Consider the following 13,180-nt stretch of genomic DNA (forward strand, 5'->3'; position numbering starts at 1 on the left):
GTGGGTGACCGCCGACCCGCCGCTGCCCGCCGGCGCGGTGCGCTGGGCCGATGCGCTGTCCGCCGGCCACCAGCCCGGCCCGCACACCGCCGGCCCCGATGACATGGCCCTGCTGCCCTACACCTCGGGTACCACCGGCCTGCCCAAGGGCTGCATCCACACCAACGCGACGCTGATGTCCAACACCGTCGGCGGCGGCCAGTGGGGGCATGCGGGCGCGGAATCGGTGGGCCTGTCGGTGGTGCCGATGTTCCACATCACCGGCATGCTCTACGGCGTGCTGGGCTCGATCTACCTGGGCATGACCATCGTGATCCTGCCGCGCTGGGATCGCGAGCTGGCCGGCAACGCGATCTCGCGCCACGGCATCACGCACTGGACCTGCATCCCGACGATGATCATCGACCTCTTCGGCAGCCCCAACTTCAAGAGCTTCGACCTGGGCCGGCTGAAGAACCTCAACGGCGGCGGCGCGGCGATGCCGCATGCGGTGGCCGAGCGGCTGAAGGCCGAGTACGGCCTGACCTTCTGCGAGGGCTACGGCCTGACCGAAACCGCCGCGCCTTCGCACGGCAACCCGCCCGAGCGGGCCAAGCTGCAGTGCCTGGGCATCCCGATCTACGGCGTCGATTCGCGCATCGTCGACCCGGTCACGCTGGAGGAGATGCCGATCGGCGAGGTGGGTGAGATCGTCACCCACGGGCCCATGGTGTTCAAGGGCTACTGGCAGCAGCCGGATGCCACCGAGGCGGCCTTCATCGAACTGGACGGCAAGCGCTTCTTCCGCACCGGCGACCTGGGCCGCATGGACGAGGAGGGCTACTTCTTCATCACCGACCGGCTCAAGCGGATGATCAACGCCAGCGGCTTCAAGGTCTGGCCCTCGGAAGTGGAGATGCTGCTGTACAAGCATCCGGCGGTGCAGGAGGCCTGCATCATCGCGGCCAAGGACGCCTACCGCGGCGAGACGGTGAAGGCCGTCGTCGTGCTGCGCGCCGAGGCCAAGGGCAAGACCAGCGCCGAGGACATCACCGCCTGGGCGAAGGAGCACATGGCGGCGTACAAGGTGCCCAAGCTGGTGGAGTTCGCCGACAGCCTGCCCAAGTCCGGCTCGGGCAAGGTGATGTGGCGGCTGCTGCAGGAGAAGGAAGAGACGTCGTCCTCAAAAGCCTGAGCCGGGCTGCTTCAGGAACTCGATTTCCTCGGGCGTGGACTCGCGGCCGAGGATCGCGTTGCGGTGCGGGTAGCGGCCGAAGCGCACGATGACCTCGCGGTGGCGGCGGGCATAGTCCAGCGCGTCCTTGAGCCGCGCATCACTGGCGGCCAGCGCCTCGAACTCGTGCACGCTGCGGTCCTGCACGGCGAGATCCTCGGCGTGTTCCAGCGGCATCAGCGCGAACCAGCGCTCCAGCGGCGCCAGCTCCACGCCGCTGTGCAGCAACTCCAGCGCGATCGTCAGCGCCTGCGGGTCGCCCGCGAAGGACCGGGCCTGCCCGCGGAAGGCATTGCGGGTGAACTGGTCCAGCACCAGGATGGCGGCGAGCTTGCCCTGCGGCCTGACCAGCCAGTCGTGCAATTCACCGTCCAGTGACTTCTCGATCAGTGCGCCGAAGCGCCGGCGGATCTCCTCGTCGAAGGCCTCGTCCTTGACGAACCATTGGCGGCGGATCTGGCCGTCGTCCGCGCTGCCTACGGCGCCGAACCAGAAGTTCAGCACCTGCTGCACCGCCGCCGGCTCCAGCAGCCGCTGCCAGCGCCGGTGCCGTGCCATGTGGACCTGCACATAGCTGCAGGCCGGCACCACCTGCAGCGCCAGCGGCGCGGCCCAGTGCAAGGCGTGCTCGACCATCTGCCCCGCCAGCCCCCGCCCGCGCAGCGCAGGATGCGTGCCGGTGTGGGTGAAGACCAGGCGCTCTCCCTGGCGCACATAGCTCACGTCGAGCGGATAACCGTCAAGTTCAGCGGTGAACTCGCCGCGCGCCTCATCGTGCGCGATCGTCAATGTGTCCTTCATGGTTTGCTCCTATGCCGAGGGCGCCCTGCGCTGTTCCAGAATCCGCGGATGAAAAAGACCGCCCTGCTGCTGTTCGCCGTCGCCACCCTGCTCGGCAATGCCCGTGCCGCTGACGACCTCATCTTCCAGCCGAATGCCAATCTCTACGCGGAGGGTATCCCGGCCGTGAGCCTGGCGCTGGCGAAGTCGGTCGAGCGTTATAACGACTTTCGCGGCCACGGCTTCGCGGCCTGGCATCCGGGCAAGCGCGAGATGCTGGTGAGCCACCGGCAGAAGGGCGCCAACACCGCGCAGATCTATCGCCTGGCCTCGCCGATGGGCGAGCTGGAGCCGCTGACCGAGGACAGCGACCCGATCAGCCAGGCCAGCTACGAGCCGCTCGCCGGCCGCTACATCGTCTTCCAGCGCGCCAGCGGCGGCAACGAGGTGAGCCAGCTCTACCGCCTGCAGGGCAAGGACAAGCCGGTGCTGCTGACCGACGCGGACCAGCGCAACGAGTTCGGCGGCTGGCTGCACGGCAGCGCCCGCATGATCTACACCAGCGTGCCGATCGACCGCACCGCCAGCGGCGGCTCGCGCGCCGAGATCAACACGAGCTTCTGGCTGATGGACCCGGACAAGCCGGCCGAGCGCAAGCGCCTGGCCGAGCTGCCCGGCGGCGGCTGGGGGCTGACCGCGGTGTCTCGCGATGACCGCCAGGCCGCGCTGATCCAGTACATCTCCGCCACCGATTCGCGCCTGTGGCTGATGGACCTCGCCACCGGCGAGCGCCGCCAGTTGCTGCCCGCCGCCGACGACAAGGGCAGCAGCAAGGCCAGCTACGCGGGCGTCGACTTCAGCGCCGACGGCAAGTCCCTGCTGGTGGTCACCGACCGCTTCGGCGAGTTCCAGGAACTGGCGCGCCTGGACCTGGCGAGCGGCAAGCTGGATCGGGTCACGGCCCACATCCCGTGGGACATCGAGGACGCCACGCTGACCGAGGATGGCAGCCGGCTGGTCCTCGTCGCCAATGCCGATGGCCGGCGCGAGCTGCACTTCCTCGACGGCCGCACGCTGAAGGAACAACCGGTGCCGGCCGGGCTGCCGGCCGGCAGCGTGACGACGGTGCGCTTCGACCGCCAGCGCGGTGAACTGGCCTTCGCCGTCAACGGCGCGCAGGGCCCCAGCCAGCTGTTCACGCTCGACGCCAAGGGCAAGCTGCAGCCCTGGACCCAGCCCTATGTGCCGGAGGGCATCGACACCGCGAAGTTCGCCGAGCAGCAGATCGTGCGCTGGAAGAGCTTCGACGGCCGCTCGATCTCGGGCCTGCTGACGCTGCCGCCGGCCGACCGCTTCCCGGGCAAGCGCCCGGTGCTGATCAGCATCCACGGCGGGCCCGAGGGCCAGGCCGGCGTCGGCTTCCTCGGCCGCAACCGCTACTTCACGCAGGAGATGGGCGTGGCGCTGATCCAGCCGAACGTGCGCGGCTCCAGCGGCTTCGGCAAGACCTTCATCTCGCTGGACGACGGCTTCAAGCGCGAGGACTCGGTCAAGGACATCGGCGCGCTGCTGGACTGGATCGCCACCCAGCCGGGGCTGGACGCCTCGCGCGTGATGGTCACCGGCGGCTCCTACGGCGGCTACATGACGCTGGCCGTGGCCACGCACTACTCCGACCGCATCGCCAGCGCGCTGGACGTGGTGGGCATCTCGCACTTCCTCACCTTCCTGAAGAACACGGAGAGCTACCGTCGCGACCTGCGCCGCGTCGAGTACGGTGACGAGCGCGAGCCGGCGATGCGCGATTTCCTCGAGAAGATCTCGCCGCTGACCAACGCGTCGAAGATCAGGAAGCCGCTGTTCGTCGTGCAGGGCCGCAACGATCCGCGCGTGCCCTACACCGAGGCCGAGCAGATCGTGGCCAAGGTGCGCGAGAACGGCACGCCGGTCTGGTACCTGCGCGCCGCCAACGAGGGCCATGGCTTTGCGCGCAAGGAGAACCAGGATTACCAGTTCTATTCGACGATCCTCTTCATGCAGCAGACGCTGCTGAAGTAACTCCTTACCTGCCGAGCTGCTGCCAGAGGAAGGAATACTCCAGCGCCTGCATCGTCGCGCGCTGCTCGTTGTCGGCCGCGCCGCCGTGGCCGCCTTCGATGTTCTCCCAGTACAGCAGCGGGTGGCCCTGGCTCTCCATCAGCGCGGCCATCTTGCGGGCGTGGCCGGGATGGACGCGGTCGTCGCGGGTCGAGGTGGTGAACAGCACCTTGGGCGTCTTCATGCCCGGCTTGACGTTCTGGTAGGGGCTGTACTTCGAGATCCACGCCCATTCGGCGGGCACGTCCGGGTCACCGTACTCGGCCATCCAGGAGGCGCCGGCCAGCAGCTTGTGATAGCGCTTCATGTCCAGCAGCGGCACCTGGCAGACGACGGCGTTGAAGAGCTCCGGTCGCTGCAGCATCGTGGCGCCGACGAGCAGCCCGCCGTTGCTGCCGCCCATGATGCCCAGGTGCTTCGGCGAGCTGATGCGGCGCTTGATGAGGTCCTGCGCCACGGCGATGAAGTCGTCGTAGCTGCGCTGCTTGTGGGCCTTGACGGCCGCCTGGTGCCAGCCCGGCCCGAACTCGCCGCCGCCGCGGATGTTGGCGATGACCAGCACGCCGCCGCGGCCATACCAGGCCAGGCCGCGGCCGCCCGAGTAGGCCGGCGCCATCGAGACCTCGAAGCCGCCGTAGCCGTAGAGCAGGGTCGGGTTGGCGCCGTCGGCTCGGGCGCCCTTGGGCCAGATCACGAAGTAGGGCACGCGGGTGCCGTCCTTCGATGCGGCGAACAGCTGCTGCACCTTCATGCCTGTGGCATCGAACTGCGGCTGGCGCGACTTGTAGGGTTCGCGCGCATCGGTGCCGGCCTTGGCGAGGTAGAGGGTGTCCGGGGTCAGGAAGTCGGCGTAGTGGACCCAGTAGCGATCGGCCAGTTCGTCCTTGGCGAGTTCGCTGTCGTACAGGCCCGCCACGCTCAGCGTGCCGGGGAAGGGCGCCTCGATCTTGCGGTGCGTCGGCTTGACGGCGGCGAAGCTCCATTCCTCCAGCCTGCTGGCCACGTTCTCGCTGATGTTCAGGATCACCTGCTCGTGGGTCACCGTCCAGCCGGCGAGCGAGCGGGTCTTGGTCGGCTTGAACAGGATCGTGAGCTTGCGTTCGCCGCGCAGCCAGGCGGCGGCGTCGGCGAGCAGCAGCGAACCGGCCGCATAACGCTGCTTCCCGACTGACCAGTCGCTGCGCGGGTGCAGCAGCAGGCGGCCGTTCCAGAACTGCTCCTGCAGGTCGTCGGGCAGGTCCAGTGCGCTGAGCTTGCCGTCGGCGCCGAGCAGGAAGCGGGTCTGGCGATAGAAGTCCAGTGCGCGGGAGAAGATCGTGTGCTCGAACCCCGGCGTGCGGTCGACCTGAACGCTGACCGAGACGTCCTTGGCCTCGCCTTCGAACACCGTCTTCGCCTCGGCCAGCGGCGTGCCGCGGGTCCACAGCTTGACGACGCGAGGGTAGCCCGAATCGGTCAGCGAGCCGGGGCCGAAGTCGGTGCCGACGTAGAGGTGGTCGGCGTCGCGCCACTCGGCGCGCGACTTGGCCTCGGGCAGCGCAAAGCCGCCGGCGACGAAGGCCTTGGCCTCGGTGTCGAACTCGCGTGCCACATGGGCATCCGAGCCGCCGCGGGACAGGTAGACCAGGCAGCGCTTGTAGGTCGGGCCCAGGCAACTGGCGCCGTGGAAGACCCAGCTCTCGTTCTCGGCGGCGCCGAGTGCGTCCAGGTCCAGCACCGTCTCCCAGGCCGGCTCGGGCTTGGCGTACTCGGCCAGCGTCGCGCGGCGCCACAGGCCGCGCTTGTGCTGCTCGTCCTGCCAGAGGTTGTAGAACCAGGGGCCGAGGCGGCTGACGCCGGGAATGCGGTCGCGCGCGTTCAGCACCTTCAGCAGGTCGGCGCGCAGTCCCTCATAGGCCGGGCCTTTCAGCGCCCGCTCGCTGACGGTGTTGTGCTCGCGCACCCAGGCGAGCGCTCGCTCGCCCTGCACGTCCTCGAGCCAGAGATTGGGATCTTCTTGGGCCATGGCGACTCCGCAGGACAGCAACAGGGTGGCGAGCAGCGACTTCACGCTTGGGCTTCCTTCAAGGCGTGCGGGTGGATTTCGACGGAGGCCTGCGAGGTCGAGACGTAGATGCCGCCGTCCTGCACGGTCACCTGCAGCTGCATGCTGCGCTCGGCCAGCGCAGCCAGCGCCTGCGACTGCTCGGCGGGAATCTGCCAGACGGCCAGGCGCGGCACGCGGGTCAGCTTGCCGGCGATGCCCTCCCACCAGACCGGCGTGCTGGACGCATAGGCATAGACGCTGACGCGGCCGGAGCGCCCGTGGGCCTTCTGCAGGCGGCGGTCATCGGGCTGGCCGAGGTCGATCCAGTGGACGACCTCGCCGGTCAGGTCGCGCTCCCAGAGGTCGGGTTCGTCGACGTCGGACAGGCCCTTGGTCAGCTCCAGCTTGCTGTGGGTGTCGTCGGCCGGCGCGTTCAGCGCAAAGGCGAGGATGCGGATCATCATCCGCTCGTCGGTCTCCGACGGATGCCGTGCAATGGTGAGGTTATGTTCGCCGTAGACGTTGCGGTCCATGTCGGCGATCTGCAGCAGGGCTTTGTGGATGGTGGCTTTGATGGCCATGGGGCGGCGGACTCCGGACGGGGGCTGGCAAAGCGGGCAATTATCGGGCCGGCATCGGGCCGGCTTACTGGTCGTTTCTGGAGGTTTCGGTCGACCGTGGCATCATTCGACCCTTCGCCGCCGCCCGTCGCGGAGGCTTGTTGATATCACGCATCGCCATGAAACGACTCCTGATCTCCCTCGCTGCTGCCGCCGTCCTGCTGCCTGCCATGGCGCAGACGACGGTCAACCCGAACGCCAAGGTCGACCCGAAGAACAACAAGGTCAGCAAGCCCGTCGTCGAGAAGGCCAAGCCGAAGCCGCAGCTGACCCGTGACCAGCTGCGCAGCTGCATGGACCGCAGTGATGCCAACAACGTCGAAGCCGACAAGATCAAGGGCCTGCAGGACAAGTACAAGGCTGACAGCGCCGCGCTGAAGCAGGAAAAGGCGGACATGCAGAAGCAGGAAGAGGCCAACGCCGCCCAGCTCGCCGCAGCCAAGGAAGAGCGCACCGCCATCGAGAAGTTCGGCGCCGACCTGACCGCCAACGGCTCCAAGCTGCCCAAGGACGAGCTCGAAGCCAAGAAGAAGGAATACCAGACCCGCGCCGCCGCCTTCGACGCCACGGCCAAGCAGGTCAGCGAGGCCAACAACGCGATGAACGCCCGTCGCGAGGCCTTCAACGCCCGCATCCCGGCCCTGGAAGCGCTGTTCAAGGAAATGGACGATCGCACCGAGGAACACTCGGACAAGATCAACGCCTGGAAGACCGAGTGCAGCAACAAGACCTTCGAGGAAGCCGACGAGATCGCGATCAAGAAGGAACGCGCCGCGGCCGGCAAGCAGTAAGCCGCTTCGGAGCTTGAGAATGACAAAGGGGCCGCGAGGCCCCTTTGTTCTTTGTGGCTGCTGCGCGCCGCGTGACGATCGTCAGACCAGCCCCTGCTTGCTCGCCAGCACCGCGGCTTCGGCGCGGCTGCTCACGTTCAACTTCTTGTAGATCGACTTGATGTGGTCGTTCACCGTGAACCACTTGATGCCCATCAGGTTCGCGATCTCCTTGATCGTGAAGCCCTTGCTGAGATAGGTCAGCACCTCGTTCTCGCGCGGCGTCAGGCGTTCCCACTCGGGCGGCGGGTCGAGCACCACGCCGCTGCGGCCGGGCGCGAACTGCGCGTTGGACTGCAGGCTGCCGAAGCCGGACTGCAGCGGCATCGGGCCGCTGTCGCCGGTGGAGCCGGGGCGGAAGTGCGAGAGCAGACGGCGCGCGATGGCCGGCGAGAGCGGCGGCTGGCCGCGCACGATGCGCTGCAACTCTTCCACGAGCACCTCGAAACGGTCTTCCTTCAGCAGGTAGCCGTCGGCGCCGCACTGCAGCGCGGGGAACAGGTGGTCGTCGTCGGAGTAGAGCGTGGTGACGATCTTGGTGGCCGGCGTGCCGGCCACTTCGCCGAGGAACTCCATGCCGTTGCCGTCAGGCAGTTCCAGGTCCACCAGCATCAGCTTGAAGATGCCTTCCGGGCCGGTCTCGGCCAGGCGGGCCACATGGCGGCGGGCGGTCTCGAGATCGCCGGCTTCGGTGATGTCCATCGCGTCGCTGAAACTCTCGCGAACGACCCGGCACAGAAAACTGCGGGCGACCGGGTTGTCTTCGATGATGAGTACTTTGACTGCCATGGTGTGCTCTGCGATCCGGAGTGAGCGAAGTGAGTCAATCCTAGCCCACAAAGCCTTACAAACCGCGTGACATATGCACAGCGCCCCCCAGCCGTGTGGCGGAGGGCGCGGCGGGCTGCAATCCCCTTAAATACTAGGGATTGCTCAATACCAGCTTGCCCACGACCTGCCTGCTCGCCATGCGCTCGAAGGCCTTCGGCAACTGCTCCATCGGCAGCACGGCATCGAGCACCGGCTTGACCTTGCCCTGCGCATACCACTGGGCCAGTTGCCCCAGCATCTCGGCATTGCGGCGGGGCTCGCGGCGCGCGAATTCGCCCCAGAAGACGCCCACCAGCGAGGCGCCCTTGAGCAGCGCCAGGTTCAGCGGCAGCGCCGGGATCTGGCCCTGGGCGAAGCCGATCACCAGGTAGCGGCCGCGCCAGGCGATCGAGCGGAAGGCCGGCTCGGCGAGGTCGCCACCGACCGGGTCGTAGATCACGTCCGGGCCCTTGCCCTCGGTCAGCGCCTTCAGCTCCTCGCGGAAGTTGCCGGTGCTGTAGTTGATCGAGGCATCGGCGCCGAGCTCGATGCAGCGCGCGCACTTGGCGTCCGACGAAGCGGCGGCGATCACGCGGGCGCCCGCGGCCTTGGCAATCTGGATCGCCGCGGTGCCGACACCGCCGGCCGCGCCCAGCACCAGCACCGTCTCGCCCGGCTGCAGGGCGGCCCGGTCGATCAGCGCATGGTGGCTGGTGGCATAGGTGCAGATGAAGGCCGAGGCATCCTCGAACGGGAAGCCGGGTGGCAGCGGCATGGCCAGCGCCGCGGGAATGCAGGCGTGGGTGCCGAAGCCGCCGGTGCCGCCGAAGGCCGCCACCGCATCGCCGACCTTCAGCCCCTTGACGCCTTCGCCGATCGCATCGACGACGCCGGCGAACTCGGTGCCCGGCACGAAGGGCAGCGGCGGCTTCATCTGGTACTTGTTCTGGATGATCAGCAGGTCCGGGAAGTTCAGGCTCGCGGCCTTGATGGCCACGCGGATCTGGCCGGCGGCAGGCTCGGGCGTGGGCAGTTCCTTCCAGACCAGCGCCTCGACGCCGACGGGGTTTTCGCAGAGCCAGGCTTGCATTGTTTCGTCTCCTTGAGGGGTTTGCGCGGGATCATAGGCAGCGCTGGTTTGGGTATCGGTCGCCCAGGTGACGCGGTGCCTACAATGAGCCCATGCGCATACTGATCGCCAATGATGATGGGTACCTGGCGCCGGGGCTCCATGCCCTGGTGAAGGCGTGCGAAGGCCTCGGTGAGATCGACGTGATCGCGCCCGAGCAAAACGCCAGCGGTACCTCCAACTCGCTCACGCTGAGCCGGCCGCTGTCGGTCTACACGGCGGCCAACGGCTTCCGCTATGTCAACGGTACGCCCTCGGACTCGGTCCATGTGGCGCTGACCGGCCTGCTGGACTACAAGCCCGACCTGGTGCTCTCCGGCATCAACAACGGCGCCAACATGGGCGACGACACGCTGTACTCCGGCACCGTCGCTGCGGCCACCGAGGGCTATCTGTTCGGCATTCCGTCGATCGCCTTCTCGCAGGCCGAGAAGGGCTGGGGCGAACTGGAGGCTGCCGCCGCCGCGGCGCGCCAGATCGTCGAGCAGGTGATTGCCGGCGGCCTGGCCCATCCCTTCCTGCTGAACGTCAACATCCCCAACCGCGCCGATGCCGCCAGCCTCCCGCGGCGCATCACGCGGCTGGGCCGGCGCCATGCCAGCGAGGCGGTGATCCGCCAGAAGAGCCCGCGCGGCGAGACGATCTACTGGATCGGCCCGGCCGGCGATGCCCGCGAGGCCGGCGAGGGCACCGATTTCCATGCCACGTCCAACGGGCAGGTCTCGATCACGCCCCTGCAGGTGGACCTGACCGACCACGCCGGCATGCCGGCATGGCGCGCGCGGCTGGGCCTGCAGGGATGAGTGAAAGTAACGCCAAGCCTCGACGGTTTCCGTTGGGCCTGGACAAGCTGGCTTCGCCCGCTGCCGCGAAGCCCCGCGAGGTGCTGATGCCGCAACGCCACCTGCGCGAGGCGGCCGCCGACGCGGCCCGCCAGCAGTCGCCTGCCGGCCTGGGCCTGGACTCCGACAAGGTGCGCCGCCGCATGGTGCAGCGCCTGCAGGCCGAGGGCCTGGCCGACGAGCGTGTGCTGCAGGCGCTGGCCTCGGTGCCACGCCACGATTTCGTGGACAGCGCGCTGGCCATCCAGGCCTACGAGGACACCAGCCTGCCGATCGGCCATGGGCAGACGATCTCCAAGCCCTCGGTGGTCGGCCGCATGATCGCGATGCTGTTCGCCGGCTCGACCGCGGCCGCCAGCGGGCGGCTCGGCAAGGTGCTGGAGATCGGCACCGGCTGCGGCTACCAGGCCGCCGTGCTGGCGCTGCTGGCGCGCGAGGTCGTCTCGATCGAGCGCCTGAAGCCGCTGCACGACAAGGCCCGCGCCAACCTGGCAGCCCTGCGCGGCACGCGTGTGCGCCTGGTGTACGGCGACGGGCGCGTGGGCCACGCGCCGGCCGCGCCCTACGACAGCATCATCGCGGCAGCGGGGGGCGACGACATCCCGCCGGCCTGGCTCGCGCAACTGGCGCCCGGCGGGCGCCTGGTGGCGCCGATGGCAGCGCCGGGCGGCCGCGGCCAGGTGCTGGTCGTGGTCGACCACCTGCTGGAGCGCGGCCAGAGCCGCTTCGTGCGCAGCGAGCATGAGGCGGTGCTGTTCGTCCCTCTAAAATCAGGCGTGATGTGAGGCCCACGGGCTTGCTCACCGCTCGACAGTCCGCGCCAACCCCGCACCCGGTGGTGCGCCCACAGATTCACAAGCGACGCATGCAAAAGACCTCCCAACGTTCCCTCCAGGTTCTTCTGGCCCTCGTCGTGGCCGCCGGCCTTTCGGCCTGCTCCGTCACGCCGCGCCGCGCGGCACCGGTGGAGGACCGTGCGCTGGGCAGCAACGGCACCCGTCCCGCGCCGCCGTCCGGCCCGGCATCGGCGGCCAGCGCCCCCAGCGATACCAAGCCGCTGCCCGGCGCGGAGAACGCCGGCAAGCCCGGCTACTACACAGTCAAGCCCGGCGACACGCTGATCCGCATCGCCCTGGACAACGGCCAGAACTGGCGCGACCTGGTCAAGTGGAACGGGCTGGACAAGCCCAACCTGATCGAGGTGGGCCAGGTGCTGCGCGTCGTGGCGCCCGGCGTGGACCCGACCGCAGTGGCCACGCGGCCGATCACCAGCGGCAAGGTGGAGTCCCGTCCGCTGGACAGCAAGCCGGTGGCCGGCGCCGCCTCGGCACCGGTGGCCGCAGCCAGCACGCCGGCTCCGGCGGTCGCTGCCGCCCCGGCTCCGCGCGACACCGGCGGCGATGACGAGCCCGCCTGGGGCTGGCCGGTCGCCGGCGCGGTCAGTGCCGGCTTCGATGACCAGCGCAACAAGGGCCTGGACTTCAACGGCAAGGCCGGCGAGCCGGTGCTGGCCGCCGCCGATGGCCGAGTGATGTATGCGGGCTCCGGCTTGCGTGGTTACGGCAACATGGTCATCATCAAGCACAACAACAACTACCTCACCGCCTACGCGCACAACCAGACCCTGCTGGTCAAGGAGGACCAGGCGGTGCGCAAGGGCCAGAAGATTGCCGAGATGGGTTCCAGCGACGCCGATCAGGTCATGCTGCACTTCGAGGTGCGCAAGCAGGGCAAGCCGATCGACCCGGCCAAGCTGCTGCCCGCTCGATAGCCCGAATCTTGCGCTGGATGGGCTCAGCCACTTCATGTCATGAAACGTGCTGCGCCCGACAAAACCGATGCTCCTGCATTGCCGCCGCTCGCGGCCCTGATCGGATCGACCAACGGCGAGGCGCCGCCGCCGGTTGCCGAGGAAGGTGCCGATGAAGACGAGGGCGTGCTTCGCAATGGCGCGATCGAGCAGGGCGAGGTCGAGGTGGGCAATGCGCTGCAGGCCTACCTGCGCGACATCCGCCGCACCCCGCTGCTGACGCCCGATCAGGAATACGAGACGGCCCAGCGCGCCCGCGCCGGCAGCTTCGAGGCGCGCCAGGCGATGATCGAGCACAACCTTCGCCTGGTCGTCAGCATCGCCAAGAACTACCTCGGCCGTGGCCTGCCGATGAGCGACCTGATCGAGGAGGGCAACCTCGGCCTGATGCACGCGATCGGCAAGTTCGAGCCCGAGCGCGGCTTCCGTTTCTCGACCTATGCGAGCTGGTGGATCCGCCAGAGCATCGAGCGCGCGCTGATGCACCAGGCGCGGCTGGTGCGGCTGCCGGTGCATATCGTGCGCGAGCTGAACCAGGTGCTGAAGGCGCGGCGCGCGCTGGAGGCGCTGCAGGGGCAGCGCGGCGCGGAAAGTGTCGTTCGCGCCGAAGACATCGCGTCCGCCCTGGGTCGTCCGCTGGAGGAAGTGTCGGAGCTGCTGGCCTTTGCCGAAGTGCCGAGTTCGCTCGATGCGCCGGTGGACCGCAACACCGAGGGCGGCGAGTCGATGATGGACCTGGTGGCCGACGAGCAGGCGGTCGACCCGCTGGGGCTGCGGCTGTCGCATGAAATCGAGCAACTGCTGGACCATGGCCTGGCCGGGCTCAACGAGCGCGAGCGCGAGGTGCTGGCGGGGCGCTACGGCCTGTCCGATCGCGAGCCCGAGACCCTGGACGTGCTGGCGATTCGCCTGGGCCTGACGCGCGAGCGCATCCGCCAGATCCAGATCGAGGCACTGGCCAAGCTCAAGCGCAACATGATGCGGCACGGGGTCGATCGGGATTCCATCTTCTGAGCCCGGGGA

General features: G+C 68.6%; 12 protein-coding genes. 7 read left to right on the plus strand and 5 right to left on the minus strand.

Translation table 11 applies throughout. The features are described from left to right. The coding region (locus B0W88_RS06235; protein WP_077033798.1) for an AMP-binding protein at positions 1–1,174 on the plus strand (1,174 nt) is incomplete at its 5' end. Here B0W88_RS06235 and B0W88_RS06240 read toward each other — a convergent pair. Next, positions 1,163–2,014, minus strand: a complete 852-nt coding sequence (locus B0W88_RS06240) for a DUF924 family protein (RefSeq protein ID WP_158080807.1) — start codon at positions 2,012–2,014, stop codon at positions 1,163–1,165. The two genes, B0W88_RS06235 and B0W88_RS06240, sit on opposite strands and share 12 nt — an antisense overlap. Before the next feature lie 48 nt (positions 2,015–2,062). On the opposite strand from B0W88_RS06240, the gene B0W88_RS06245 reads away from it, so the two are divergent. Further along, positions 2,063–4,051 carry a prolyl oligopeptidase family serine peptidase gene (locus B0W88_RS06245; RefSeq protein ID WP_083748617.1) on the plus strand — a complete coding sequence of 663 codons (1,989 nt, stop codon included), beginning with the start codon at positions 2,063–2,065 and terminating at the stop codon, positions 4,049–4,051. Positions 4,052–4,055: 4 nt separating this feature from the next. On the opposite strand, the gene B0W88_RS06250 is transcribed toward B0W88_RS06245, so the two are convergent. Continuing rightward, entirely contained in the window at positions 4,056–6,095 is a 2,040-nt protein-coding gene (locus B0W88_RS06250) for a prolyl oligopeptidase family protein (RefSeq protein ID WP_077033831.1), read from the minus strand. Positions 6,096–6,136: 41 nt separating this feature from the next. Then, a complete protein-coding gene (locus B0W88_RS06255; RefSeq protein ID WP_077033799.1) occupies positions 6,137–6,697 on the minus strand; it encodes a YaeQ family protein in 561 nt (186 codons plus the stop codon). A gap of 158 nt (positions 6,698–6,855) precedes the next feature. Between B0W88_RS06255 and B0W88_RS06260 the strand changes: the two genes are divergently transcribed. Next, positions 6,856–7,527, plus strand: coding sequence for a hypothetical protein (locus tag B0W88_RS06260; protein ID WP_077033800.1), 672 nt, complete (start codon positions 6,856–6,858; stop codon positions 7,525–7,527). Positions 7,528–7,608: 81 nt separating this feature from the next. On the opposite strand, the gene B0W88_RS06265 is transcribed toward B0W88_RS06260, so the two are convergent. Continuing rightward, entirely contained in the window at positions 7,609–8,355 is a 747-nt protein-coding gene (locus B0W88_RS06265) for a response regulator transcription factor (RefSeq protein ID WP_077033801.1), read from the minus strand. 133 nt (positions 8,356–8,488) lie between these two features. Next, positions 8,489–9,466, minus strand: coding sequence for an NADPH:quinone oxidoreductase family protein (locus B0W88_RS06270; RefSeq protein WP_077033802.1), 978 nt, complete (start codon positions 9,464–9,466; stop codon positions 8,489–8,491). Positions 9,467–9,558: 92 nt separating this feature from the next. Between B0W88_RS06270 and surE the strand changes: the two genes are divergently transcribed. The 4 genes from surE (at position 9,559) to rpoS (ending at position 13,171) form a co-directional block, all read left to right on the plus strand. Beyond that, positions 9,559–10,308: a 5'/3'-nucleotidase SurE gene (surE, locus tag B0W88_RS06275; protein WP_077033803.1), complete on the plus strand. Its 750-nt coding sequence runs from the start codon at positions 9,559–9,561 to the stop codon at positions 10,306–10,308. Continuing rightward, positions 10,305–11,132 (plus strand): protein-L-isoaspartate(D-aspartate) O-methyltransferase, encoded by an 828-nt coding sequence (locus B0W88_RS06280; protein ID WP_077033804.1) that lies wholly within the window; start codon positions 10,305–10,307, stop codon positions 11,130–11,132. Before surE ends, B0W88_RS06280 begins: the two co-directional genes overlap by 4 nt. An 80-nt stretch (positions 11,133–11,212) precedes the next feature. After that, positions 11,213–12,118, plus strand: a complete 906-nt coding sequence (locus B0W88_RS06285; RefSeq protein ID WP_077033805.1) for a peptidoglycan DD-metalloendopeptidase family protein — start codon at positions 11,213–11,215, stop codon at positions 12,116–12,118. Positions 12,119–12,196: 78 nt separating this feature from the next. After that, positions 12,197–13,171 carry an RNA polymerase sigma factor RpoS gene (gene rpoS, locus B0W88_RS06290; RefSeq protein ID WP_369973849.1) on the plus strand — a complete coding sequence of 325 codons (975 nt, stop codon included), beginning with the start codon at positions 12,197–12,199 and terminating at the stop codon, positions 13,169–13,171. Positions 13,172–13,180: the final 9 nt, after the last annotated feature.

This window comes from Pelomonas sp. KK5, assembly GCF_001984095.1.
Taxonomy (GTDB): domain Bacteria; phylum Pseudomonadota; class Gammaproteobacteria; order Burkholderiales; family Burkholderiaceae_C; genus KK5.

Bases quoted from the DNA above. Each gene is read 5' to 3' on its own strand.
- B0W88_RS06240 (WP_158080807.1), bottom strand. From the start codon at position 2,014: ATGAAGGACACATTGACGATCGCGCACGATGAGGCGCGCGGCGAGTTC.
- B0W88_RS06245 (WP_083748617.1), top strand. From the start codon at position 2,063: ATGAAAAAGACCGCCCTGCTGCTGTTCGCCGTCGCCACCCTGCTCGGC.
- B0W88_RS06250 (WP_077033831.1), bottom strand. From the start codon at position 6,095: ATGGCCCAAGAAGATCCCAATCTCTGGCTCGAGGACGTGCAGGGCGAG.
- B0W88_RS06255 (WP_077033799.1), bottom strand. From the start codon at position 6,697: ATGGCCATCAAAGCCACCATCCACAAAGCCCTGCTGCAGATCGCCGAC.
- B0W88_RS06260 (WP_077033800.1), top strand. From the start codon at position 6,856: ATGAAACGACTCCTGATCTCCCTCGCTGCTGCCGCCGTCCTGCTGCCT.
- B0W88_RS06265 (WP_077033801.1), bottom strand. From the start codon at position 8,355: ATGGCAGTCAAAGTACTCATCATCGAAGACAACCCGGTCGCCCGCAGT.
- B0W88_RS06270 (WP_077033802.1), bottom strand. From the start codon at position 9,466: ATGCAAGCCTGGCTCTGCGAAAACCCCGTCGGCGTCGAGGCGCTGGTC.
- surE (WP_077033803.1), top strand. From the start codon at position 9,559: ATGCGCATACTGATCGCCAATGATGATGGGTACCTGGCGCCGGGGCTC.
- B0W88_RS06280 (WP_077033804.1), top strand. From the start codon at position 10,305: ATGAGTGAAAGTAACGCCAAGCCTCGACGGTTTCCGTTGGGCCTGGAC.
- B0W88_RS06285 (WP_077033805.1), top strand. From the start codon at position 11,213: ATGCAAAAGACCTCCCAACGTTCCCTCCAGGTTCTTCTGGCCCTCGTC.